24 protein-coding genes and 1 tRNA gene are annotated in these 21,265 nt (G+C 68.1%); 7 read left to right on the forward strand and 18 right to left on the reverse strand.

Translation table 11 applies throughout. The features are described 5' to 3' along the window. Window positions 1-51 precede the first annotated feature (51 nt). From HT134_RS48205 to HT134_RS37915, 6 genes are all read right to left on the reverse strand, one after another. The gene (locus tag HT134_RS48205) at window positions 52-135 is read right to left on the reverse strand and encodes a putative leader peptide (RefSeq protein WP_358371395.1); all 84 of its coding nucleotides are present in this window, start codon (window positions 133-135) and stop codon (window positions 52-54) included. Window positions 136-167: 32 nt separating this feature from the next. After that, window positions 168-650, reverse strand: a complete 483-nt coding sequence (locus tag HT134_RS37895; protein ID WP_175605304.1) for a TlpA family protein disulfide reductase — start codon at window positions 648-650, stop codon at window positions 168-170. Window positions 651-758: 108 nt separating this feature from the next. Then, on the reverse strand, window positions 759-1,619 hold the full coding sequence (locus tag HT134_RS37900; protein WP_175605305.1) for an anti-sigma factor family protein: 861 nt from the start codon (window positions 1,617-1,619) through the stop codon (window positions 759-761). Further along, window positions 1,616-2,128: a sigma-70 family RNA polymerase sigma factor gene (locus HT134_RS37905; RefSeq protein ID WP_175605306.1), complete on the reverse strand. Its 513-nt coding sequence runs from the start codon at window positions 2,126-2,128 to the stop codon at window positions 1,616-1,618. Before HT134_RS37905 ends, HT134_RS37900 begins: the two co-directional genes overlap by 4 nt. 49 nt (window positions 2,129-2,177) lie before the next feature. Then, complete coding sequence (locus tag HT134_RS37910; protein ID WP_175605307.1) at window positions 2,178-2,861, reverse strand: LmeA family phospholipid-binding protein; 684 nt, start codon at window positions 2,859-2,861, stop codon at window positions 2,178-2,180. An 86-nt stretch (window positions 2,862-2,947) separates the two neighbouring features. Further along, complete coding sequence (locus tag HT134_RS37915; RefSeq protein ID WP_175605308.1) at window positions 2,948-3,199, reverse strand: MoaD/ThiS family protein; 252 nt, start codon at window positions 3,197-3,199, stop codon at window positions 2,948-2,950. Window positions 3,200-3,374: 175 nt separating this feature from the next. Between HT134_RS37915 and HT134_RS37920 the strand changes: the two genes are divergently transcribed. After that, a complete protein-coding gene (locus tag HT134_RS37920) occupies window positions 3,375-4,067 on the forward strand; it encodes a response regulator transcription factor (protein ID WP_175605309.1) in 693 nt (230 codons plus the stop codon). Between the two features lie 47 nt (window positions 4,068-4,114). Here HT134_RS37920 and HT134_RS37925 read toward each other — a convergent pair whose 3' ends face one another. Further along, the gene (locus HT134_RS37925; RefSeq protein ID WP_175605310.1) at window positions 4,115-5,896 is read right to left on the reverse strand and encodes a bifunctional metallophosphatase/5'-nucleotidase; all 1,782 of its coding nucleotides are present in this window, start codon (window positions 5,894-5,896) and stop codon (window positions 4,115-4,117) included. Window positions 5,897-6,004: 108 nt separating this feature from the next. Here HT134_RS37925 and mshD point away from each other — a divergent pair, with 108 nt between their 5' ends. Further along, window positions 6,005-6,916 carry a mycothiol synthase gene (mshD, locus tag HT134_RS37930; protein ID WP_312888735.1) on the forward strand — a complete coding sequence of 304 codons (912 nt, stop codon included), beginning with the start codon at window positions 6,005-6,007 and terminating at the stop codon, window positions 6,914-6,916. A 4-nt stretch (window positions 6,917-6,920) separates the two neighbouring features. Here the strand turns inward: mshD and HT134_RS37935 are convergent, their stop codons facing one another. The 3 genes from HT134_RS37935 to dcd form a co-directional block, all read right to left on the reverse strand. Further along, on the reverse strand, window positions 6,921-7,925 hold the full coding sequence (locus tag HT134_RS37935) for an inorganic phosphate transporter (RefSeq protein ID WP_175605312.1): 1,005 nt from the start codon (window positions 7,923-7,925) through the stop codon (window positions 6,921-6,923). 5 nt (window positions 7,926-7,930) lie between these two features. After that, entirely contained in the window at window positions 7,931-8,548 is a 618-nt protein-coding gene (locus tag HT134_RS37940; RefSeq protein ID WP_175595614.1) for a DUF47 domain-containing protein, read from the reverse strand. Between the two features lie 606 nt (window positions 8,549-9,154). Further along, window positions 9,155-9,730 carry a dCTP deaminase gene (gene dcd / locus HT134_RS37945; protein ID WP_175605452.1) on the reverse strand — a complete coding sequence of 192 codons (576 nt, stop codon included), beginning with the start codon at window positions 9,728-9,730 and terminating at the stop codon, window positions 9,155-9,157. 77 nt (window positions 9,731-9,807) lie between these two features. On the opposite strand from dcd, the gene HT134_RS37950 reads away from it, so the two are divergent. Further along, a tRNA-Gly gene (locus tag HT134_RS37950) sits at window positions 9,808-9,878 on the forward strand. Window positions 9,879-9,961: 83 nt separating this feature from the next. Here HT134_RS37950 and HT134_RS44960 read toward each other — a convergent pair. After that, the gene (locus tag HT134_RS44960) at window positions 9,962-10,393 is read right to left on the reverse strand and encodes a tyrosine-type recombinase/integrase (protein WP_217708827.1); all 432 of its coding nucleotides are present in this window, start codon (window positions 10,391-10,393) and stop codon (window positions 9,962-9,964) included. Window positions 10,394-10,889: 496 nt separating this feature from the next. Here HT134_RS44960 and HT134_RS37960 point away from each other — a divergent pair, with 496 nt between their 5' ends. Together HT134_RS37960 and HT134_RS37965 are read left to right on the forward strand one after the other, a co-directional pair. Continuing rightward, a complete protein-coding gene (locus tag HT134_RS37960; RefSeq protein WP_175605314.1) occupies window positions 10,890-11,408 on the forward strand; it encodes an SLATT domain-containing protein in 519 nt (172 codons plus the stop codon). Between the two features lie 279 nt (window positions 11,409-11,687). After that, the gene (locus HT134_RS37965; protein WP_175605315.1) at window positions 11,688-11,963 is read left to right on the forward strand and encodes a hypothetical protein; all 276 of its coding nucleotides are present in this window, start codon (window positions 11,688-11,690) and stop codon (window positions 11,961-11,963) included. 435 nt (window positions 11,964-12,398) lie between these two features. On the opposite strand, the gene HT134_RS37970 is transcribed toward HT134_RS37965, so the two are convergent. Beyond that, window positions 12,399-12,638, reverse strand: coding sequence for a site-specific integrase (locus HT134_RS37970; RefSeq protein WP_175605316.1), 240 nt, complete (start codon window positions 12,636-12,638; stop codon window positions 12,399-12,401). Window positions 12,639-13,946: 1,308 nt separating this feature from the next. Here HT134_RS37970 and HT134_RS37975 point away from each other — a divergent pair. Continuing rightward, on the forward strand, window positions 13,947-15,116 hold the full coding sequence (locus HT134_RS37975) for a hypothetical protein (protein WP_175605317.1): 1,170 nt from the start codon (window positions 13,947-13,949) through the stop codon (window positions 15,114-15,116). Between the two features lie 433 nt (window positions 15,117-15,549). Here the strand turns inward: HT134_RS37975 and HT134_RS37980 are convergent, their stop codons facing one another. Beyond that, on the reverse strand, window positions 15,550-16,212 hold the full coding sequence (locus tag HT134_RS37980; protein ID WP_175605318.1) for a tetratricopeptide repeat protein: 663 nt from the start codon (window positions 16,210-16,212) through the stop codon (window positions 15,550-15,552). Window positions 16,213-16,662: 450 nt separating this feature from the next. Between HT134_RS37980 and HT134_RS37985 the strand changes: the two genes are divergently transcribed. Then, a complete protein-coding gene (locus tag HT134_RS37985) occupies window positions 16,663-17,001 on the forward strand; it encodes a hypothetical protein (protein ID WP_175605319.1) in 339 nt (112 codons plus the stop codon). 256 nt (window positions 17,002-17,257) lie between these two features. Here the strand turns inward: HT134_RS37985 and HT134_RS37990 are convergent, their stop codons facing one another. From HT134_RS37990 to HT134_RS38010, 5 genes are all read right to left on the reverse strand, one after another. After that, entirely contained in the window at window positions 17,258-17,710 is a 453-nt protein-coding gene (locus HT134_RS37990; protein WP_175605320.1) for a hypothetical protein, read from the reverse strand. Window positions 17,711-18,057: 347 nt separating this feature from the next. Then, a complete protein-coding gene (locus tag HT134_RS37995; protein ID WP_175605321.1) occupies window positions 18,058-18,606 on the reverse strand; it encodes a PIN domain-containing protein in 549 nt (182 codons plus the stop codon). Next, window positions 18,603-19,724, reverse strand: coding sequence for a helix-turn-helix domain-containing protein (locus HT134_RS38000; RefSeq protein WP_175605322.1), 1,122 nt, complete (start codon window positions 19,722-19,724; stop codon window positions 18,603-18,605). Before HT134_RS38000 ends, HT134_RS37995 begins: the two co-directional genes overlap by 4 nt. A gap of 177 nt (window positions 19,725-19,901) precedes the next feature. After that, window positions 19,902-20,315 (reverse strand): MerR family transcriptional regulator, encoded by a 414-nt coding sequence (locus tag HT134_RS38005; RefSeq protein WP_175605323.1) that lies wholly within the window; start codon window positions 20,313-20,315, stop codon window positions 19,902-19,904. A 9-nt stretch (window positions 20,316-20,324) separates the two neighbouring features. Then, window positions 20,325-21,101: an SDR family NAD(P)-dependent oxidoreductase gene (locus HT134_RS38010; RefSeq protein ID WP_217708828.1), complete on the reverse strand. Its 777-nt coding sequence runs from the start codon at window positions 21,099-21,101 to the stop codon at window positions 20,325-20,327. Window positions 21,102-21,265 lie beyond the last annotated feature (164 nt).

Raw genomic sequence — 21,265 nt, forward strand, 5'->3', positions numbered from 1 at the left:
TCCCTGAAGGGGTCGGGTTGAGGCGGACCGGATGTCCGCGCGAGACCGTCCTCAGGCAGCGCGACAGAGCGCGGTGGCGACGCGGCAGAAATCAACCGCGCGCCGCTTCGTCAGCAGCTCTGTCGAAAGGTTCATGCGGACGACACTACTCGTCGTCTCGCCATCTGTCACATCTCGTCCGGTTCTTGAGACGTGATCGTCTCGGAATCCGGCTGCGCGGGCGGGACGGCGGCCGCGAGGGCGGTCAGCACGTCAGCCTTGCGCGGCTGGCCAGAGGCCCTTTTCACGATATTTCCAGACGGGTCGAGGACGAGGACCGTCGGGGTGCGCAGGATGTCCAGTTCCCGGACCAGGTCCAGCCGCGACTCCGCGTCGATCTCGACGTGCGCGACCCCCGGCACGAGCGCGCTCACGTCGGCCAGGACGCGCCGCGTCGCCCGGCAGGGCTGGCAGAACGCGGTGGAGAACTGCACGAGCGTCGCCCTCGGCCCGAGGGGGACGCCCAGCGCCTCGGCGGTGAGGCGGTCGCCGCGCCCGTCACCGGCCCGGTCGCCGGACATGTCACGCATGCGGCCGTCGCGGCGCAGACGTACCACCCCGATTCCCGTACCCAGCGCCAGCGTCGCCAGCACCACCCACACTCCCGTCATCCCCACGTGCAACCACGCCCGCGCCGACGGCATTCCGGCCCCGCGTCAGCCCGGATCAGCCCCGCGGGTCCGGGAGCCTCAGCTCCGGCGGCCTCAGCTCCGGCGGCCTCAGCTCCGGGGACCGGCGACCTTGACCAGCACCTGCCGCGAGGAGGCGTCCACCACCTCGAACCTGGCGATGTCCTTCACCGGGATCGAGGTCCGGCTGGCGAAGACCGGCTTGTCCTGGTAGTTCTCCCGATCGACCGTCCAGCTGTCCGTGACGTCGCGCCGCCCGTCGCGGCCGACCACGACCAGCCGGCACGTCGTGCCGACCGGCACCCCGGACACCTTCACCGACAGCCCCGTCCCGCGCGAGCCGGGGAACACGGCCACGCTCGCGGTGTAGCCGGACGACTCGTCCTGACCGGCGAACTCCTGCCCGCTCGCCCTGGCCGACGGCTTCGGCGTCGCGCTCGCCTCGGGCTGCGGCTGTGTCTCCGCCATGATCCTCGGCTGGTCCTCCCGCGCCTTCGCGCGCGGCTCCTGGGTGGCCTTGGGGCGCGCCGCCTCGTCCGACGAGCGGGCGGAGTCCTGGGCGCTCGACAGACTCTCGCCGGACCGGGACGCCGCGGGGGCGGAGGCCGTCGTCGCGTCGTGCTGCTGGTCGCCGACGGCCGTCCACACCGCGCCGCCCGCGACGATCGCCGCCGCGGAGGCGGCCACGACCATGAGCATCCGGCCCCTGCGGTGACGCCTGGCACGCGCGTTCAGCAGCCGGTCGAGCACCTGGCGCGGCGGGCTGGTCACCAGCTGCACGTCGCGCTCGGACACCTTCTCCAGGAACGCGGACACGCCCTCCAGCTCCACCAGCTCGGCGCCGCACGCCTCGCAGGTCGCCAGGTGGGCGTCGATCTCCAGCGCCTCGTCCGGCTCCAGCGCCCCCAGCGCGTGGGCGCCCAGCGAGATCCGCACCTCCTCGCACGTCATGGCGCCAGCCCCCGCTCCTCCAGGGCGAGCTTCAGCGCCCGCAGCGCGTAGTAGGTGCGCGACTTGACCGTGCCGGGCGGTATGCCCAGCGTGGCCGACGCCTCCTTCACCGATCGCCCCCGGTAGTAGACCTCCAACAGCACCTCGCGGTGCTCGGGTCGCAGCGCGGCCAGCGCCTCCGCCACGGCCCACGACTCGACCGCCCGTTCCAGCTCGTCCTCCGCGGGGACGACGGCCAGGGCCTCGTCACCGGTCTCCTGCGGACGCGACCTGCGCGCGCGGTGCTGATCGACCACGAGGTTGCGGGCGACGGTGAACAGCCAGGCGCGGATGGGGCGGCCGGAGAGGGCCTCGGGGTGTCGCCACGCCCTCAGCAGCGTCTCCTGCACCACATCCTCCGCCCGTCCGGCATCGCCGGTCAGTCGCAGCACGTAACCGTAGAGCGGCCCGGCGTGCTCGTCGAAAAGGGTCCGCACGAGCTCCTCGTCGGCGGTGCCTGCTGGACTCACGCCCTCATCACGTACGGCGGGGCCGGATGGTTCAGCCGGGTTCGACGGTTCATCGGGCTCCGAGCCGCTGTCCGCTGAGGGGGACGTTCTCCGCCTCGGCCGTGAACTCCAGCCCGTCGGCCACATTGCGCACCCCCGTCACCTTCACGTCGAACGGCAGGTCGCCCTTGAACGGGATCGTGTAGCTCACCAGCCCGGCGATCGCGTCGGGCACCCCGGCGATCTTCTGCGCCCGCAGCCGGATGCCGCCGTCGGCCACCTCGATCTTCATCTCGGCGTCGAACTTCACCTTGTTCGCCCCGACCGCCACCTCGCCGGACGCGACGAGCCGCGACCCGTTGCCGCTGATCTTGACACCCTTCGGCGCGTACTTGTCGATCGTCGCGCGCGTCAGCGTGCCGCGGACCGTCAGCCGCCCGGCCCGGACGTCGGCGCGGTTCTGGAGCACGTCGGCGAGCGGCGCCGTCACGTCGTACGCGACGCCCTGGAGGTTCTGCACCGGCACTCCCCCGTACGTGAGCGTGCCCAGGTCGAAGCGCACCTCCGGGTAGCGGCCCGCGACGGCCTGGGTGAGGAAGGGGAAGCCCTCGATCGACACCTCGGGCTGCCGGTCGAGGTCGGCGGAGGCCGCGATCCGGGTGGACAGGTCCCGCTCCACGCCCGCGACCGCGACGCGGTCCACGACGGCGAGGAGGACTCCCAGCACGATCAGGAAAACGAGCAGCTTGCGCATCGGGCTCCCTGTCTCAGGCCATGGATCATGAGCTTATCGACAGGAATGCCCCTTCCCCGCAGGGCCGCCCGCTCACCGGGAGCCGGCTAGCCGCCCGCGAAGGGGGGCAGGACCTCGACCGTCGCCCCGTCGGCGAGCACCACGGTGTCGTGGGCGCGCTTTCCGACCGGCGAGCCGTCGACGAGGAACGACGAACGGCTCACCACCCGCGCCAGCTCGGCGCGATCATGTGTGATTTTCGTCATGAGTTCGGCAAGGGTCGCCGCCTCGAACGACTCCTCGGCGACACCGGCCGCTTGCCGGGCCGCGGCCCAATACCGCACTTTTCCAGTAGCCATGGCAACCTCATACTCGCAAAAGCGTCGTAGTGCGACTTCCTTAACATTGTCGCCGCAGGTAAAACGCTGTTCATCTGTCGGACGCCCCATGGACGCGACATTCGCGTGGGTTATCCTCCCCTACAGGACCTGGGCGATGTAGCCCCCGGGTCCTTGCGTGTTTGAGGAGGCCGAAATGAGCAACCTGCTCCTGCTGACCAACGCCCTCGAGCCGTCCTCCGAGGTGCTGCCGGCGCTGGGGCTGCTGCTCCACTCGGTCCGAGTCTCCCCCGCCGAGGCGTCCGCCCTCATCGACGCGCCGCCCGTGGACGCCGTGCTGGTCGACGCCCGCAAGGAGCTCGCCCACGCCAAGAGCCTCTGCCGGCTGATCCGCACCACCGGCGTCGACTGCCCGCTCATCGTCATCGTGACCGAGGGCGGGCTCGCCGCGATGACCGCCGAATGGGGCGTGGACGACGTGCTGCTCGACGGCGCCGGCCCGGCCGAGGTCGAGGCGCGGCTGCGCATGGCGACCGGCCGCATCTCGCAGGCCGGCGGCGAGGACGTGCCCGACGAGATCCGCAGCGGCGACCTGGCCATCGACGAGGCCACCTACACGGCCCGGCTGCGCGGGCGGGTGCTCGACCTCACCTTCAAGGAGTTCGAGCTGCTCAAGTACCTCGCCCAGCACCCCGGCCGGGTCTTCACGCGGGCGCAGCTCCTGCAGGAGGTGTGGGGCTACGACTACTTCGGCGGCACCCGGACGGTCGACGTCCACGTACGGCGGCTGCGGGCCAAGCTGGGCACCGAGTACGAGTCGCTGATCGGCACGGTGCGCAACGTCGGCTACCGCTTCGTCCCTGATCGCGCCGAGACGGCCGACGTCTGAGGCCCGCCCCCGAACTCGGGAGGCGGGCCTCTACGGTTTCGCCGTGATCAGCTCGTCACGGTGATGCGGTTGGTGGCGGGCGGGGCGATCGGGCTGTTCTTGCCCAGGTGGTCGACGAACGCGTCGATGTCCAGCGGCCCGCTCCAGAGGTCGGTGCCCTCCTTGAAGGCGAGGAACGCGTCCCCTCCGCCGACCAGGAAGTTGTTGGCCGCGACGCGGATCTGCTGCGTGTCCGTGACCGGGGTGCCGTCGATGCGGATGTCGGACACCTTCGAGCCCCACGCGGCCGAGGTGCTGTAGGTGTAGGTCAGGTTCGCCGAGGGCTGCAGGATCTTGGTGAACGGCTGGCTGTTGGGCCCGCCGGTGAACTGCTGCTCCAGCACCGTCTTGAGCTGCGCGCCCGTCAGCGTGACCACCTGCATGAGGTTGTTGAACGGCTGGACGGCGAACGCCTCGCCGTAGGTGACGACGCCGTCGCCCTCACCGGCCGGGGAGCCGGCGTAGGTCAGGGGCATGCGGACGCCGCCCGGGTTCATGAGCGCGATCTGCGCGTTCCCGCCGGCCTTGGTGGCGGCGAGCTGCGCGTCGGCGATGAGGTCGCCCAGCGGCGTCTCCCCGCTCGGCCCGCCCGTGTTCGGGATCTCGGCCGTGATGCGGCCCACGGGCTTGTTGGAGACCGGCGCGACCCGGTCCTTCCAGGTCTTCACGAAGTCGGAGATCTCGGGGTCCGGGTCGACCGTGCGGGTCACGACGTGGTTGTCCGCCACGACCGAGGAGCGCACGACGTCCCGCGTGCGGACGTCCACCTGCAGGTCCACCTGCGTGATGACGCGGCCGAACGAGCCGCCCTGCGAGTAGAGGCGGTCGTGGCCGGCCGGGTCCTTGACCTTGCACAGGTACGCCTGGTGGGAGTGGCCGCTGAGCACCATGTCGATCTCGGGGTCCACCTGGGTGGCGATGCGGTTGCCCGCGCCCGGGACGGCGCTGCACGCGTCCGGCGACTGCCCCAGGGCGGCCTGGTCGCCCTCGTGGACGAGCACGACCTGGGCCTTCACGCCGAGGAGCTTGAGCACCTTGGAGGCCACGTTCGCGGCCTTGACCTCGTCCACGAACTTGAGGTCCTTGATGCCCTCCGCCGTGACGATGCCCGGGGTGGTCTGCGTGACCAGGCCGATGAAGCCGACCGGCACGCCGTTCATCCACTTGACGCTGACGGGCGGCAGCGCGGGCACGCCCCAGTCGGACAGCAGGTCCTTGACCGCGGGCTGGCTGCCCAGCGCCGCGAGCGCGTCGGACTTCTCGCTCGGGTTCTTGAACAGCACGTTCGCGCCCACGTAGTCGTACGGGGCGCCCTTCCACTCGCCGGCGGGCGAGCAGCCGTCGACCGGGTGGCAGCCGCCCTTCATGATCCGGCGCAGTTCGGCGTAGCCCTCGTCGAACTCGTGGTTGCCGACCGCGGCGACCTTCAGCCCGAGCTTGCCGAGGAACTCGACGGACGGCTCGTCGTGGTAGGCCGCGGAGATCAGCGGGGTGGCGCCGATGAGGTCGCCCTGGGCCACGGCGATGGTGTTCGCGTCGGTGTGGGCCTTCATGTGGGTGGCGATGTAGGCGGCTCCGCCCGCCTCCACGGTGGCGCCGTGCTCGTCGACCATGCGGCCGGACGAGCCCGTGGGGGGTTCGAGGTTGCCGTGGAAGTCGTTGAGGGCGAGCAGGCGGACGGGGACCGTCCGGGGGGCCTGCTGCGCGTCCGCCGGGGCCACGGCCAGCAGGGCCGTGGTGGTGGCGACGGCTCCGGCCACGGCGAGCCGGAGGAGGGAACGAGACGTCATGGCCCAAGACGTTACGGCGCGAAGCTTTGCAGCCAATGTCGCAAAGGTAACGATTCGCCAGCCGCCGCCATGGCGTGTTTTGCCAGTCGTACGCCTAGAGTTCGACCTGTGACGGCACGCGTGGAAGTCAGACAACGGCTCGATGACCAGGAAATCACCGACGTGCTCGCGCTCGTCGAGGCGGCGACGGAGGCCGACGGCGTCCGGCCGCTGAACGAGCACGTCATGCTCCACCTGCGCTACGGCGGCGACCCGCGCGCCCGCTCGCTGCTGCTCCACGCCGGCGACGCGCTGGCCGGGTACGCGCACGTGGACCCCACCGACGAGGTCGAGGGTCCGAGCGGGGAGCTGGTCATCCACCCGGCGTACCGGCGCCAGGGGCACGGCCGGCGGCTGCTGCGGGCGGTGCTCGACGAGACCGGCGGGCGGCTGCGGCTGTGGGCGCACGGCGACAACGACGGGGCCGGGGCGCTGGCCGCCTCCCTGGGGCTGCAGCGGGTGCGCTCGCTGTGGCAGATGCGCCGGTCGCTGTTCGCGCCGCTGGCGCCGTACACGCTGCCCGACGGGGTGCGGCTGCGGACCTTCGAGCCCGGCCGGGACGAGGAGGAGTGGCTCAAGGTCAACGCCGCCGCCTTCGCCCACCACCCCGAGCAGGGCGCGTGGACCCTGGACGACCTGCTCAGGCGGGAGGGGGAGCCGTGGTTCGACCCGGCGGGGTTCTTCCTGGCCGTACGCGGCGAGCGGCTCGTGGGGTTCCACTGGACGAAGATCCATGGATCGTCGGAGCACGGGCACGAGCCGCTCGGCGAGGTGTACGTCGTGGGCGTCGACCCCTCCCAGCAGGGCACCGGCCTGGGCAAGGCGCTGACCCTGGCCGGGCTGAGCCACCTGCGCTCGCGCGGGCTCGCGCAGGCGATGCTCTACGTGGACGGGACGAACACGGCGGCGATCCGGCTGTACGAGTCGCTCGGCTTCGCCCGGTGGGACGCCGACGTCATGTACGCCACCACCGTGTCGTGAGGGCTTACTCGACCATCCAGTGGAGGGCGAAGTAGGTCAGGGCGGCCACCAGCGCCGCCGCCGGGATCGTGAGGATCCAGGCGGTCACGATGTTGCCCGCCACGCCCCAGCGCACGGCCGAGAGCCGCTTGGTGGAGCCGACGCCCATGATGGCGCTGGTGATGGTGTGGGTGGTGGAGATGGGAGCGCCGAAGCCGATCGCCGCGGTGTACAGGACCGTCGCCGCCGCGGACTCCGCGGCGAAGCCCTGTGGCGGGTCGAGGGCGATGATGCGCCGCCCGAGCGTGCGCATGATGCGCCAGCCTCCGGCGTACGTGCCGAGCGAGATGGCGCCGGCGGCGGAGATGATGACCCACTGCGGGATGGGGTCCTGCGGCGAGGCGTAGCCGCCGACGACGAGGGCCAGGAAGATCACACCCATCGTCTTCTGCGCGTCCTGCAGGCCGTGGCCGAGGGCCATGGCGGCGGCCGAGACCGTCTGGGCGTACCGGAAGCCGCGGTTGGTCTTGCCCGGCTGGGCGCGGCGGAAGATCCAGTAGATGGCGATCATGATCGCGGCGGCGATCGTGAAGCCGAGCACCGGCGAGAGGATCATGGGGATGACGACCTTCTCCACCACGCCGTCCCAGTGCACGAGGCTGGCCGAGGCCAGCGCCGAGCCCACGAGGCCGCCGATCAGGGCGTGGCTGGAGGAGGAGGGAAGTCCGAAGTACCACGTGATGAGGTTCCAGGCGATGGCACCGACCAGGGCGGCGGCCACGATGACCAGGCCGTGTGTGCCCTGTGGGGCGTCGATGATGCCCTTGCCGACGGTCTGCGCCACCTGGGTGCCGAGGTGGGCGCCGATGAAGTTCATCGCCGCGGCCATGAACAGCGCGGCCCTGGGGGTCAGGGCGCGTGTGGAGACCGAGGTCGCGATGGCGTTCGCCGCGTCGTGGAAGCCATTGGTGTAGTCGAAGGCCAGCGCCACGACGACCACGCCGATGACGAGGGCGAGCGTGAGGTCCACGGGGCTTAGCTTTCCTTGACCGCGATCGACTCGACGGTGTTGGCCACGTGCTCGAAGGCGTCGGCCGCCTCCTCGAGGGCGTCGATGACCTCCTTCATCTTCATGACCGTCAACGCGTCGTACTCGCCGCTGAACAGCTTGGCCAGCAGCCGGCGGTAGACCTGGTCACCCTGGTTCTCCAGGCGGTTGACCTCGATCCAGTACTCGTTGAGGTTCTTCATCGAGCGCAGGCGCGGCATCGCCTCCGCGGTCAGCTCGGCCGCCCGCTCCAGCACCTCGACCTGGCGCACCACGTCCTTGGGCAGGTGGTCGAGCTGGTAGAGCACGATGAGGTCGGAGGCCGCCTCCATGGCGTCCATCACATCGTCGAGGTTCGAGGCGAGACGGTAGATGTCCTCGCGGTCGAACGGCGTGATGAAGCTCTCATTGAGCCGGTTCATGATCGCATGGGTGCGGTCGTCGCCCGCGTGCTCGCAGGCGCGCATCTTCTCGGCCAGGGCTTCCCTGTCCGACCCGTCGCTGATGATCTCCACCAGCAGGCGGGAAGCAGTGACCAGGTTGTTCGCCGAGTCGGCGAACAGGTCGTAGTAGCTGTCCTCACGTGGCGTGAGACGCAGGCGCACGTCGTTCTCCAGATGTGCGGGGATGGTCCGTGGAAGAGAGTACGGCTTACCAGGCGAAATGCGAACTTCATGTCCCCTTCTCCTGGTCGCTACCCTCCGTATGTTCTGCGACACCGGGGCACCTGTCGGTCCGGGGCACACTCGCTGGGGACTTGTTCTGCCTTACGGTCACCATCTTCGTGAGTTTCCCTCCGGACCGCCAGCCTGGTCAGGTGTCGTAACTGGAGCTTCACCTTCCCCGGAACGGGGGGAGGATCACAGGAGGGGCGCGGGGAGGGGCCGTCGCGGGCGCGCCCCTTGCCAGCGGGGCGGTCCGGTCGGGGCCCTCGGGAAGCCGGGAACGCGGCCAGATCGGCGCCCCCGGGCAACCGGGAACGGGACCCGGTCGACGCCCCCGGGCAACCGGGAACGGGACCCGGTCGACGCCCCCGGGAAACCCGGAACGCCTTGCCCGAGCGCGTGGACGCTGGAGCGCGTGAACGCCCGAGCGCGTGAACGCCCGAGCGCGTGGACACCCGAGCGCGTGAACACCCGAGCGCGTGGACGCTCAGTCGCGTTCCCCGAACGGCGGGGCCAGGCGATGGAGGAGGACCGGCCGGCCGGCTGTCAGATCACGGTGCGATGGAAGTCGCGGAAGGACCGGGACGGCGTCGGCCCCCGCTGCCCCTGGTACCGCGACCCGTACTTCGCGGACCCGTACGGGTGCTCCGCCGGCGAGCTGAGCCGGAACACGCACAGTTGCCCGATCTTCATCCCCGGCCACAGCTTGATGGGCAGGGTTGCCACGTTCGACAGCTCCAGCGTCACGTGCCCGCTGAAGCCCGGGTCGATGAAGCCGGCCGTCGAATGCGTCAAAAGCCCCAGGCGCCCCAGCGAGCTCTTCCCCTCCAACCTGGACGCCAGATTGTCGGGAAGCGTGATGACCTCGTACGTCGAGGCCAGGACGAACTCGCCGGGGTGGAGGATGAACGGTTCATCCCCGTCCGGCTCCACCATGCGCGTCAGATCGGGTTGCTCGACGGACGGGTCGATGTGCGGGTACTTGTGGTTCTCGAAGACCCGGAAGTACCGATCGAGCCGCACGTCGATACTGGAGGGCTGGAGCATCTCCCGATCGAACGGATCGAGCGCCAGCCGTCCCGAGTCGATCTCGCTCAGGATGTCACGGTCAGAGAGCAGCACGTGGAGCAACCTACCGTGTGCGGGCTTGCTGAAGTGGGCTGGGTTTCCGCTACAGTGGGAGCGCGGCTCCGGCCGATGCGGGTGTAGTTCAATGGCAGAACATCAGCTTCCCAAGCTGACAGCGCGGGTTCGATTCCCGTCACCCGCTCTCACAGCGAAAAGCCAGGTCAGGGACGCCTTCCCGACCTGGCCTTTGATTTTCACGGGCTTGCCTTCGATCTTCCGTGCCCGTTACGTGCCCGATCCGTCTGGATCTTGCTTCTTCAGGGCTTCCTCAGCGAGCCTTCCGAGGGCGTCGGCGATGGCTCTGTCGCGCTCCATCGCGGTGTGCTGGTAGATCAACGCGGCGCGGGTCGTGGAGTGGCTCATGCGGGTCATCAGGTCACGGAGCGTCGCCCCGGACTGGGCGGCGAGGGTGTTGCCGGTATGACGGAGATCATGGAAGTGAAAGCCGGAGAGGCCCGCCTTCCTGAGCGCCGCCGTCCAGACGCGGGTGAAGTTCGCCCGTCGGAGCCGGGCACCCTTGGGACCGACGAAGACGTGTCCGTCGCCGGTCTGCTCGGCGTAGGTCTCCATGTGCTCTCGCAGGTACGGAAGGAGCATGGCCGGCACGCTGACCACGCGCTTGCCCGCCTCCGACTTGGGCGGCCCGATGGTGATCAAGCGGCGGCGCGGCGCGCCGCCGTACTCCCGGCCCTTCGCCCGCCCGCCGTCCGGGCGTGCGGCCTGGGGGCCGGTCCCGGACGGCGGCGGGACACCGGGCCGGCCACCGCACGCCGGTCGCACCGTGCCCATCGAACGCTCCGATCGGGGTTGCCGCGCCGCCGCACAAATGGAGCCCTTACGATCGCCACTGCATGGCTGGCCGCGACATGTGCTTGGGGCGATCGACGGTCCAGGGCTTCGTTTCTCAGCCCTGGACCACCGTATGCCGGTGTGCGGGTAGTGATCACCAGACGGTAGGTGGCAATCCCGGACGGAACTGCGGGGGCGAATTGTCGTATCTGCGAGTACCTTGCGAGTGTCCGAGTCCTCGCGAGTGATCTTGTGAGCCCTCGGCCTCGCGGCGGAACAAGGGCGGACGCAGATGCCGGAGTCTGGGATACGCCACGCCCCGTTGACCATGCTCTCGCAAGGGCACGCCCGATACGGTGCCAGAGTGGCAATCAGCGATGAGCATGCCTTACGCGGTTCGTTCGCCGAGGAGTTAGAGCGCCTCCAGCGCAACGTCGATGCTTCCGCGCGGGTCCAGTTTTTGAGAGCCAGGCGGTGGGATGGTTCCGGAACGCTGCTGAACGTCTTGACGGCGTTGCTTGCCGGCCTGGCTGGGGTGAGCACACTGGCCGAGGTGGCAGGCACCCTTCTATCCGGCATCCTTGCGCTGGCCGCCGCCGGATTGGCCGCCGTGGCGACAGCGGCGGGCGCTGAGAGGAAGGGGGCAGCGAGTGCGGCGGCGGGCAATGCGTACATCGAGGTCCGCGACGCGATCCGGCACGTCCGGCTTTTCGATCTGCCGCGGCTGCCTATCGACGACATTCGGGCCGAGCTCCTGCAGTTGACCGAGCGCGTGCACGCGATCAACAAGTCGGCCCCGGTCGCCGGCGAGTTGGTGCGCCGTGCCGTCCAACGGGCGATCGAACGCGAGGCTCGACCGGGAGAGGAAACCAGCACTACCTGAGCCGTTGCGACATCGACGGCCCTCCCAGTTCCGTCCTGGGGGTCGGCAGCTACGAGGAGGACGGGGGCGGACCAGGAGGCGGGTCGTGCGCCGACCCTCTGCCCGGGCAGGTCGTGATGTGATCGTCGTGCCATTGGCGTGCCATTAAGGGCGGTCATCAGGGGGTACTCACGCCCGCTCGCGGGCGGCTCCCCAGGTCGGGGCCGTTGCGCCTGGTGAGTGGGCCGATTTGCAAGCAGGCCGTCAGGGCGGAACAGGCCCTGTCGGTAGGGTCGTGCCATGAAGGCGCATAAGGACCGATGGCCGAAGGTTGGTCCAAGAAGCGGCATCGAAGATGCCGCGCTGCTCATCTTGGAGTGGCTGGCTGAGCAAGGCATCAGCGCCATGATCAGGGTTGACCCGGAAAGGTTGACTGAGGGGCGGCCAGCTTGGACGTTCTCTGCTTATGGCGGCCCGTTGAGCCTAGGAATGCGGGCTGATGGGGTCAGTGCCGAGCAGTGCCTTTCTATCGCGATTGCCAGATTGCGTCACGCCGGAGTTGAGGTTCCGTTTTGACATCGAGCTGTGGCGCGTGCCCGTTGCGCGCCCGTACGGTCGGCAATCAGCAGGGAATCACGGGCACTCACGGGCACTCACGGGCACTCACGGGCACTCGGCCGGCATGCGTGCAGGTCACCGTTTTCGCAGATCAGGCTAGTGGCGTTGAAAGACTTCCCAAGCTGACAGCGCGGGTTCGATTCCCGCCACCCGCTCTCAGAGCCAAGGCCCAGGTCAGGGAAAGATCCCAACCCGGGCCTTGATTGTTTCCGGAGCCTTTCCGATCTTCCGTGCAACCGGCGTGCAACTAGCCCACCGGAGCGAGCGCACCCGCCGAGCCGTTGTCGCCTCGTCGTCGGTCCTGTTGATGTGCCGCTCGATCGCATCGGTGATCGCTTTGTCGCTTTCTCTTACGGCGTACTGGTAGATCATCGCGGCCCGGACGTTGTCGTGTCACATCCGAGCCATCAGGCCCTTGAGCCCGGCCCCAGACTCGGCCGCGATCATGTTTCCGGTGTGCCGGAGATGGTGAACGTGGAGCCCGTCCACGCCGATGGCCTGGACGGCGCACGGCCACGCCGCGAGCTCGTTGTAACCGCTCCGCCGCAGCGGGCCGCCCTTGGGCGCGGGGAAGACGAGGATGCCGGGATCGTCCTTGGCGTAGACGGCCAGGTGTTCCCTTCTTACCACCATGCTCGCTTGGCCGGTCAAGCAGACCGGGGAGATGCGATCGAGAGAGCTGGGACTCCGAATAGGACGCTCGCGCGCCGTTTTTTCCACTTCGATGCGATTCCGTCAAATGCGGCCCGTGAGTTGTTCGCATCAAATGCACTTCGCGTCATCCCACAAGAGGTCAGGCACAGTACACATCATCCCTGAGGAACTCCCTCCGGCGGATACTCCAGCTTCGGATCAGCGTGATCGGTGCAGTTCCCCTTTCGATTCCCGTCCCGCTCTCGGAGCGCAAAGCCAGGTCAGAAACGCCTTCCGACCTCGACTTTGATTTCACGAGCTTGCCTTCGATCTCCCGCGCCCGCCCGCTACGTGCCCGAACCGTCTGGATCTTGCCTCTTCAGGGCGTTAGCGATGGCTCGGTCGCGCTCCGCCCATATGGGTCATCAAGGTCGCGGAGCGTGGCCCCGGACTAGGCGGCGAGCGTGTTGCCGGTGTCATATAGATCATGAACGCGGAACTGAGAGAGACACGCCCTCTTGAGCGCCGCCGTCCAGACGCGGGTGAGCGGGATGGGCGGAAATTCGGTTCGGCGCCTCTACCTCTCCGGCCGCGAGCAGTCGGCTGCCTTGATGGGCGGTCTTGACGGCGGTCGGCCGCGCCATCCTGAATTCACCATGAGGCTGGTGCTCACTCGGGAAGGAGACCCAGGCGCGTATTCGCCCGAGTCGATGCGCCGCTCCAATCCGCGTTCAGTTGCGAGAACACCTCGGCGACCTCATCGCTACCCGCCGGGACGCGGGGCGGTCTCCTGCCTGATCCACTCCAGATAGCCGCCCGTGCTTGTCGCCAGGGGCACAGCCACGATCTGGGGCACCTCTTAGGAGTGCAGCTCTCGCACCCTCACGGTCAGGTCCTCGAAGCGCTCCATGGTGGTCTTCATCAACACCAGTCACTTATCGGCCTCGTTGATCTCGCCTCGCCACCACCACTACCGCGAGGCGATCTCGTCGGCCACCTGAGCCGCCGCAGCCAACCTGGCAGCGACGTCACTGCTGCTCGCGGTTACCTCGATGAACTCAGCCCACGCCGTTTGCCGCGGCGCGCAGCGCCGCGGTGCCCCCGAACCCTCCGCCCTCCGCACCGACCGGACGCTCCGACCGGGGTTGCCACGCCGCGGTACAAATACAGCCGTCACTATCGCCACGTCATGGCCGCCGCCAAAGACGGCTTGAAACGATCGACGAGCCAAGGCTCATTCGTCGGCCCTGACTCACCGGGAACGTGGCTGCAGGTCTTCTGCAGGTGATCTGTGCGGGAGAATGCCCCATGCTCTTTGGGTTGGATGCTCTGGAGAATTACGACTGGTCTTGCTTGGTTCACGCCTATGGCCAGGCCACCGATACTCCCGACCATCTTCGGCGGCTTGTGCGTGATGATGACCCGGCGTGGGAGGACACGATCGTCCACCTTCACACAGCGGTCACTCACCAGGGCTCCGTCTATCCCGCCACGGCCCCGGTCGCGACCGTGGTCGCCGGGTTGCTTCAGGAGCCGAGGTTCGATCGTCCCCTCTCATACGGTTGGCAGGAGCCACAGCGGCCTGTTCGCGCACACCTCCTCGACTTTCTCGCAGCTGTGGCCGAGAGCACCGAGCCGGATCGAAGTGATAGTGAGCTCTGGTCGATGTACCACAATCGTCGGCAGAGAGACCCGGATGACCCATGGGACATCGAAACGCCCGCCTGGGCATACGACGCCGTCATGGAGTGCAGGAGCATCGCTCCCGCCCTGGTGGGTCCGGTCCTGCGATGCTTGTCCGACGGCGATCCACGCACGCGTGTTGCGGCGATATCCGCAGCGGCGGCGCTGTGCCAGGTGCCCACGGTTTCGAGCCGGCGCTCCGAGATCGTTACCCTTATCGAAGATCGTGCTCGCAACGCCGCTACTTTCCACGAGCGCGCCGAGGCGCTGGAGACGCTCGACCATTTCGGCGGTGTGAGCAGGTCATTCCTCTTCGATCGGCATCCCGGCGTTCGGCTCGTCGCGGCGTTCTCCTCAAGCCTCGCACACGATCCTGACAGCTCGTCGGCTGTGTGGCACGCGGTGACCACCGCCGAGCAGGCCGCAGCGTGGTACGCCGATTCGCTCATGCTGCCCGCAACCATAGGTTGGCCGAACCATCTGCTTCACCAGGCGGTCCGCCGGGTGACGAACTTCGCCGAACTCTTGCCCACCGCCGTCGTAGTGGCAACCACGCCGCTCCACCCCACAACTATCAAGGATCTGGAACTTCTCCTGGAGAGGGCCTTTCCGGAGGCGTTCTCGCCAGGCGATTCGCTCGACAATGAGCAGCGAACTTTCCTCCGAGCTCTTCTCGATAACAGTAGCCTCTGGGAGTCGGCGCCTGGGGAAGCGTCACAGGAACTGGGTATTTCTCTCGCTCTCGTAGGATTTCCTGCCGATCATGCGTCTTTGTCGGCCATAGTGGGCTCCTGAGGTTATGAACTGCGCGAGATACGCTCGCCCATTGGGCTGATGCGGTTTGGTGGCCACACCGTCGGTGGGAGCTCAGGTCTCCCGCGCTCCATGGGTCAGAGGCCCCGACGGACATTCGAAAGATTCGAGCTGTCCGTCTTTGAAAGCCGCTGCCCGTGGTGCACGCAGCGGCCCTCTGAGCGAGAGTGCGTACTGCCCGTGTTCATCCGATCTCGACCAACCGCCGGTCCGATACAGCCCGCACGATCGCCCCGCCGAGAATCACGCGTGCTCGAAGCGCTCCCCCGCAGGCCAGCGTTTCCCCGGCTCACGCACGGAGCGGGCCGCCCCTTGGCCACCGGGATGAACAGAGCGCCTGGTTCATTGCCGACGTAGGTGGCCAGACCATCGGGCCGGAGTTCCTGGCGCTGCGATCAGCGTGGATGGAGGGGGGCTAGATCTCCGTTCTCGCCTGCTCGATCTGCCGCACGACGGCATGGGCGCCATGCGCCTGTGCGATGGCGTGCGCCTCGTCGAGTGTCGCGAGCGCGTCCGCCCGGCGGCCCTGGGCGGCGGCGATGTAGGCCAGCCCGACCATGTTGGCGGCCACGCCCGGCAGGGCCCCGATCTCCTGGCGCAGCCGCGACGACTCCTCCAGCCGCTCGCGCGCTTCATCCAGCCGACCGGCCATGTGTGCCGCGACGCCCAGATGCCGCAGAGCCTCGGACTTGGTCAGTTTGTCGCCGACCTGCTCCGCCAACCGGCAGGATTGCTCCAGCTCCGGGACCGCGGTCTCGTTGTCACGCCGGATGACCTGATGTAAGCAGCCGATCCAGAACAACGCCTCGGCCTCACCCCGCACGTCACCCAGCGTCCGGTACAGCTCGATCGCGCGCTCGAACAACGGCAGCTCAGCCGGATCCTCGACGGGCGACGAGCCGAGGCCGGCGCGCTCGCTGAGGAACCGCGCGTGCAGTATCCGCCCACGGGCCAACGTGATATCGGCCTCCACCGCGTCCAGGTCGCGTTCGGCCTTGGTCAACACGCTGGCGTCACCGCTGAACACCGCCTGTTCGTAGAGCGTCCTGGCCCGTTCGATCCGGTCTTCGGCGCTCATCGCTGCCCCCGCCCTGGCATCGCCACCACGTGCTGGTTCGGCCATACCGTACTCCGGTCCGGGATCGCCATGTGGACGGTCGCGATGAGTGGGTTGTCCCGCGTGGCTACGCGCAGGTCATTCGCGCGGATGGCGGCCGGTTCGGGCGGATCGAAGGAGCTGCGGTCCTGCGCCACCTCGTGCTGACATGGCCGTACCGGCCATCTGTGCCGCCCTGGCCGCGAAGGAGAGCGGACACCCCGTCATCCAGGCATGCAGCGACGCCTACAAGTCCTACGCCGTCGATGATGTCCCGGCCTTGACGGCCGTCGCCACCCGCACTCGGCAACCGCCCCGATCAGCCTCTCGCGGCTGCTGGCAGTCACACCAACCTCGACGCGCCGCCACGCGGTTCGAGCTCGCGGGCCGCTCACTTCTCAACACCCCTATCGAACGAAGGATCATGGTGACATGGGCACCTGGATCTACGTACGCGGCTGGCTGGAGTTCTACGGGCAACGGGCCGAGGCGCAGGACATCATCCGCCGAGGAGAAGGAAAGGGGTGGACCTTCCCCGAAGGTGGCTGGCTTGATGCGGCCTGCTATGCCCGCAGCGTCCGCGATGCTGACGAGGTGCTCGCCCCGCTTCGCCAGATCGCTGCCCTGCCGGCCATCGACGAGGACGGCGATCGCGTTTGTGGCCTGTTCTTCGCGTTCCATGAGAAGAACGGTCAAGAGGAGTGGCAGATTCGAGATGGCGACGTCCTCATCCGTCCAGCCTCGCCACGCTATGACTATCTGTGGAAATAGAGGTCTCGGCGCCGGCAGGGGTGCTCCGGCTCCGGGGTGACCGCCGCGCCGGGCGCTGTCGATTCCCGTCACCCGCTCTCAGAGCGAAAAGCCAGGTCAGGGACGTCTTCCCGACCTGGCCGCTGATTTTCGCGGCTTGCCTTCGATGTCTCCCGAGGGCGTCGGCGACGGACCCGTCTCGCTTCATCGGGGTGTGCCGGCGCGCTCGACTCTCGCAGCGGCCGGGATGCCTCCAGCCATCTCCATGTGGGTCTTGCTACCGCATACCCATCTTCCACATCCAGGTGAGCATCGCGATGAGCGCGACGAACATGACACCGGTGGAGGCATACGCAGCCAGGTCGAGCGGACCGGCGGTGTGGGGATAGCCGCCATCAGTTGCTGCGAACATGTAGAAGATGGAGGACAGGAGCGGAAAAGCCACGAAGCCGATACCCACGGAGCCCTGAAGCTGCCGCCGATGGGAATCATCGACCGCCTCTCCTGAAATGGGCTCGGGATGCTCACCTCGTCGAGACCGTCGAATCCCCTCGAATGAGGCTCCTATCGCCAGAGCAACCGCGGTCACTTTGACCGCCAGAAGGAGCCAGAAGAACGGCCCACGCACGTATACCTCGGCGCCGCTGAGCCACCTTGCCAGATAGAGCACTCCCAGCAGCCCACATACGCCTAAGACAACCTTGTGCGAAGCGGGCACTCTCGACAGCATTCCACGATTGTGGTGGGAGCACGTCAACACTGCAAGACCAGCCTCCGGGCCTGGCGTTTCGGCTCGAGGATGATCGCCCCGCCGGTCCGAGGTCCGTGGGTGCTGAGGTGGAAAGGAGGAGTAGGTGTGCTCGGCGCGCAAGGCAGGCCAGGTAAGCGGTTGGTCAGCCACGGTCACTAACGGCCCACCGCCTTTTAAGGAGCTCCGACCCCGGAGCGATCGTCGCGTCTCGCGCCGGGACGATATGTGGCTGAGGCGCTGACCTGGTCGTGTCTTGCGAGGGACTCCGTGCTCATGCCCCCTTGCGGCCTCCCCGGTCGTCGTCCGCGACATCGGGATGGCATACCTCATTGATATTCGATGAGCCCCTGCTCCTGCGCCCACCGCCTGAAACCGCCTGGGCCGAAGGGGAGAAAGTACTCGCCCGCGATCAGATCATCGGCAAGCGCCTCCACCATGGGCACGGTCAGTTGCCCTTCTCGAATCGCACTGCAGAGCAGCGGGAGGGTCGCGGTGACCCGAATGCCTTCCTCTTCGGCGATGGTGCGGGGAACGCTGTCGTCGAGCACCGTCTCAAAACCGCGAGTCTTTCCCAGGGCAAGCACGCCGCATTCGCCGCGGTTCCGTCCATTGGCGACCAGTCGCTGCTCATAGGCCGCGAAGGCCATCAGGAACGTCACGTCATTGCTGCGGTCAACGCTGATCCAGCCTGCGTCGAGGACCTGGCGCAAGGCAGGGTGATCATGGACCTGGTACTTGAGCTCGTGTTCGACGCTCTCCGGGACGATGACAGGGCGGTCACCGGCGAGGAACTTCAGAACGCCCAACCACCCATTCACAGCGAAGTGCCGCAGCGGACCGGTGTCGAAGACTAATGCGTCCGACGGCGGCGTCACGACACGAACTTCCAGATCTCGTCCTCCCTGCGCTTCCGGCGCGAGGGCAGGTCGTATTCGGTGAAGGTGCCGTGGAGGAGTTCCAGCGCGCGTTCCTGGCTGATCCGCTCTTCACGGAAGGCACATAGGATCGCCTTCTGATATGAAACGGGCAGGCTCGTTCCTTCCAGGTCGGCTGAGACAACCAGCCCGAATTCCACGATGTCAGCACGAGTGGTCGTGACACCGCGAACCAGTGCAGCGCCCTCACCGTTGACGAGGTCCAACTCTTCCAGCCTTCTGGAGAGCGTTGCCATGTCGACCCGGAATCTGCTGGCGAGCAGCACAGCAGCTTCGCGAAGTTCGCGCGACCCATACTCGGCCCATGCAGCCCGTACGCCGTGCTCGGGCAGCAGCAGCGCCCGCGCGAACCGGTCCAGGCGCGTCTCGATGTCGCCGCCCTGCCGGTCGGCGACCCTCCAGTCGACGGTGTACTCGTCGGCGATCAGGTAGTGGCCCAACTCGTGAGCCGCCGCGAGGCGGCGGCGTCCCACCTTGTTGTGGCTGTTGACCAGACTCACCCCACCGCGTCGCAGCAAGATCGTCCCGGCGTCGGCTGTATCCACCCCGAGATCGACGGAGAAGATCAGGAGGCCGAGCGCGGCAGCCTTGGCGACCAGGTCGTGCACGGGTTCCGTGTCAGTGAGGCCGAGCATGGTCCGCGCGGTGGCCGCGAGAGCTTCGGCGTCCGATGATGTTCTGGGAGGAGGAGACGGCGCGAAGTCATCTCCAGGCAGCGCGAGCTCGTCAGGGGCCAGTTCATCGACGAACTCGACGTCAGCAGCGATACTCGCCAGCAGTTTGTCGATCTTCGAGTCGACCGTGTCCAGGCCCTGACTCGAGCGATGGGAGACCAGCGCCGGGATCGGCTCCGAGAAGAACGAGGACATGGTCACGCCAAGAGACGCCGCGATATCCGACAGTTCGAGGGCACTGACCTTGCGGATGCCACTTTCGATTTTGTTCACTGCCGTTCGCTCAAGGCCCACGAGCTGAGCAAGTTCGCCCTGCTTCAAGCCGGCCCGTTCACGCGCCTCCCGGACTCTGGCACCGAGCGTCTTCTCGTCCACCTCAGCCATGTGTACGATTTTCGCACACATGGAGGCCAGAGGCACGCACGCGGTTGTGCTACCGCCACCGCCTCTCCGTTCCCCTTCGGTCTGTCACACGTAGGCCACGCCTGGCTTCATCAACAATGACGACGGCGAGGTTCTGGCGGTTCTCGGAGCGGGAGGCGGCGGGGGCCGCCCAGGGGTCTAGCCTCGCGCAGTCCGCGTGTACGCGGGGTGACGACGAGCGACGGTGCCGGGTTGCTGCGGCGTCGGGTTGCCGCTCAGGGCCTGCAGGAGCCGGTCCCGTACGGCGGCCAGCTCGGCGATCCGCTCCTCCAGGACCGCGACCTTTCTCGTCACCGCTTCCACGCTGGGCGGGCAAGCCGGCACCAGTGAGACGTCGCCGTCGTCCAGGCAGGGCAGGAAGTCCCGTACGTCCTGGGCGGTGAAGCCGTTGGACAGCAAGAGCTGGATGTTGCGGACCTTGGTCACCGCTCTGCCGTCGTACTGCCGGTAGCCGTTGGCGGCCCGTTCCGGCTGCAGCAGGCCCTGTTGCTCGTAGTACCGCAGGGCCCGGACGGTGACGCCGCTCGCCCGCGCCAGCTCCCCGATCAGCACCGTCCGAGTTTACGCCTGCTGTCCCGCCGCCACGGAGAGGCCGCCGTCGACGCGGACCACCGTGCCGGTGAGGTACGCGGCCTCGGGGCGCGCCACGTTCACGATCCACCAGGCGATCTCGGCCGGCTGGGCGACGCGGCCGAGCGGGATGCGTCCGACGAGTCCCTCGCCTGCGGCGGCGATCTGCTCCGGGGTGAACCCGGCGTAGGCCAGCACGGGTGTGGCGGTGATGCCGGGCGCCACGGACACGACGCGCACGCCCTTGGGCGCGAGCTCCACTGCCCAGGTGGCCGTCAGGAAGTCGAGAGCGACCTTGGTCGAGCCGTAGACCGAGTTGTCCGGCCAGCCGCCCCAGGGCGGGTTGGAGGACACGTTCACGATCGTCCCCTTCACCGAGGCCAGGTGCGGCAGGGCGGCCTGGGACAGGAAGAGGGGGGCGAGGAGATTGGTGGCGATCTGTTCTTCGGCGGTACGGCGGTCGATCGCGCCGAGCGCGGCGGGGCGGGTGATCGCCGCGTTGTTGACCAGGACGTCGATGCGCCCCAGCCGCTGCGTCGCCGCCTCGACGATCCGCTCGGGACCGTCGGCTGCCGCGGCGTCGGCGGCGAAGGCGCTGATCGAGGAGTGCGCGGCAGCGGCCTCCTCCAGGCGCGCAGCGGTGCGACCGACGACGAGCACCTGCGCGCCCTCCGCGGCGAACCGGTGAGCCGCGGCTCGGCCGATCCCCGTGCCGGCTCCGGTGATCACCACGCCTTTGCCTGCGAAACTGCCCGAGATGCCGCTCATGAGTGTCCCTCTCCGTAAGTGCTCTGTAGGTGCTCTGCACGTGAGTGAACGGGACGCTAAAGGCTGACCTGGGCGTCAAGGTCAAACGCGAGGCTCCACCCGGAGGGCCTGGACGTCTTCTCCCGTCCACCTGAGATCCGCGTCGCCGACGTCCATGGCGACGC

The sequence above is a fragment of the Nonomuraea rhodomycinica genome, assembly GCF_013363995.1.
Lineage (GTDB): Bacteria > Actinomycetota > Actinomycetes > Streptosporangiales > Streptosporangiaceae > Nonomuraea > Nonomuraea rhodomycinica.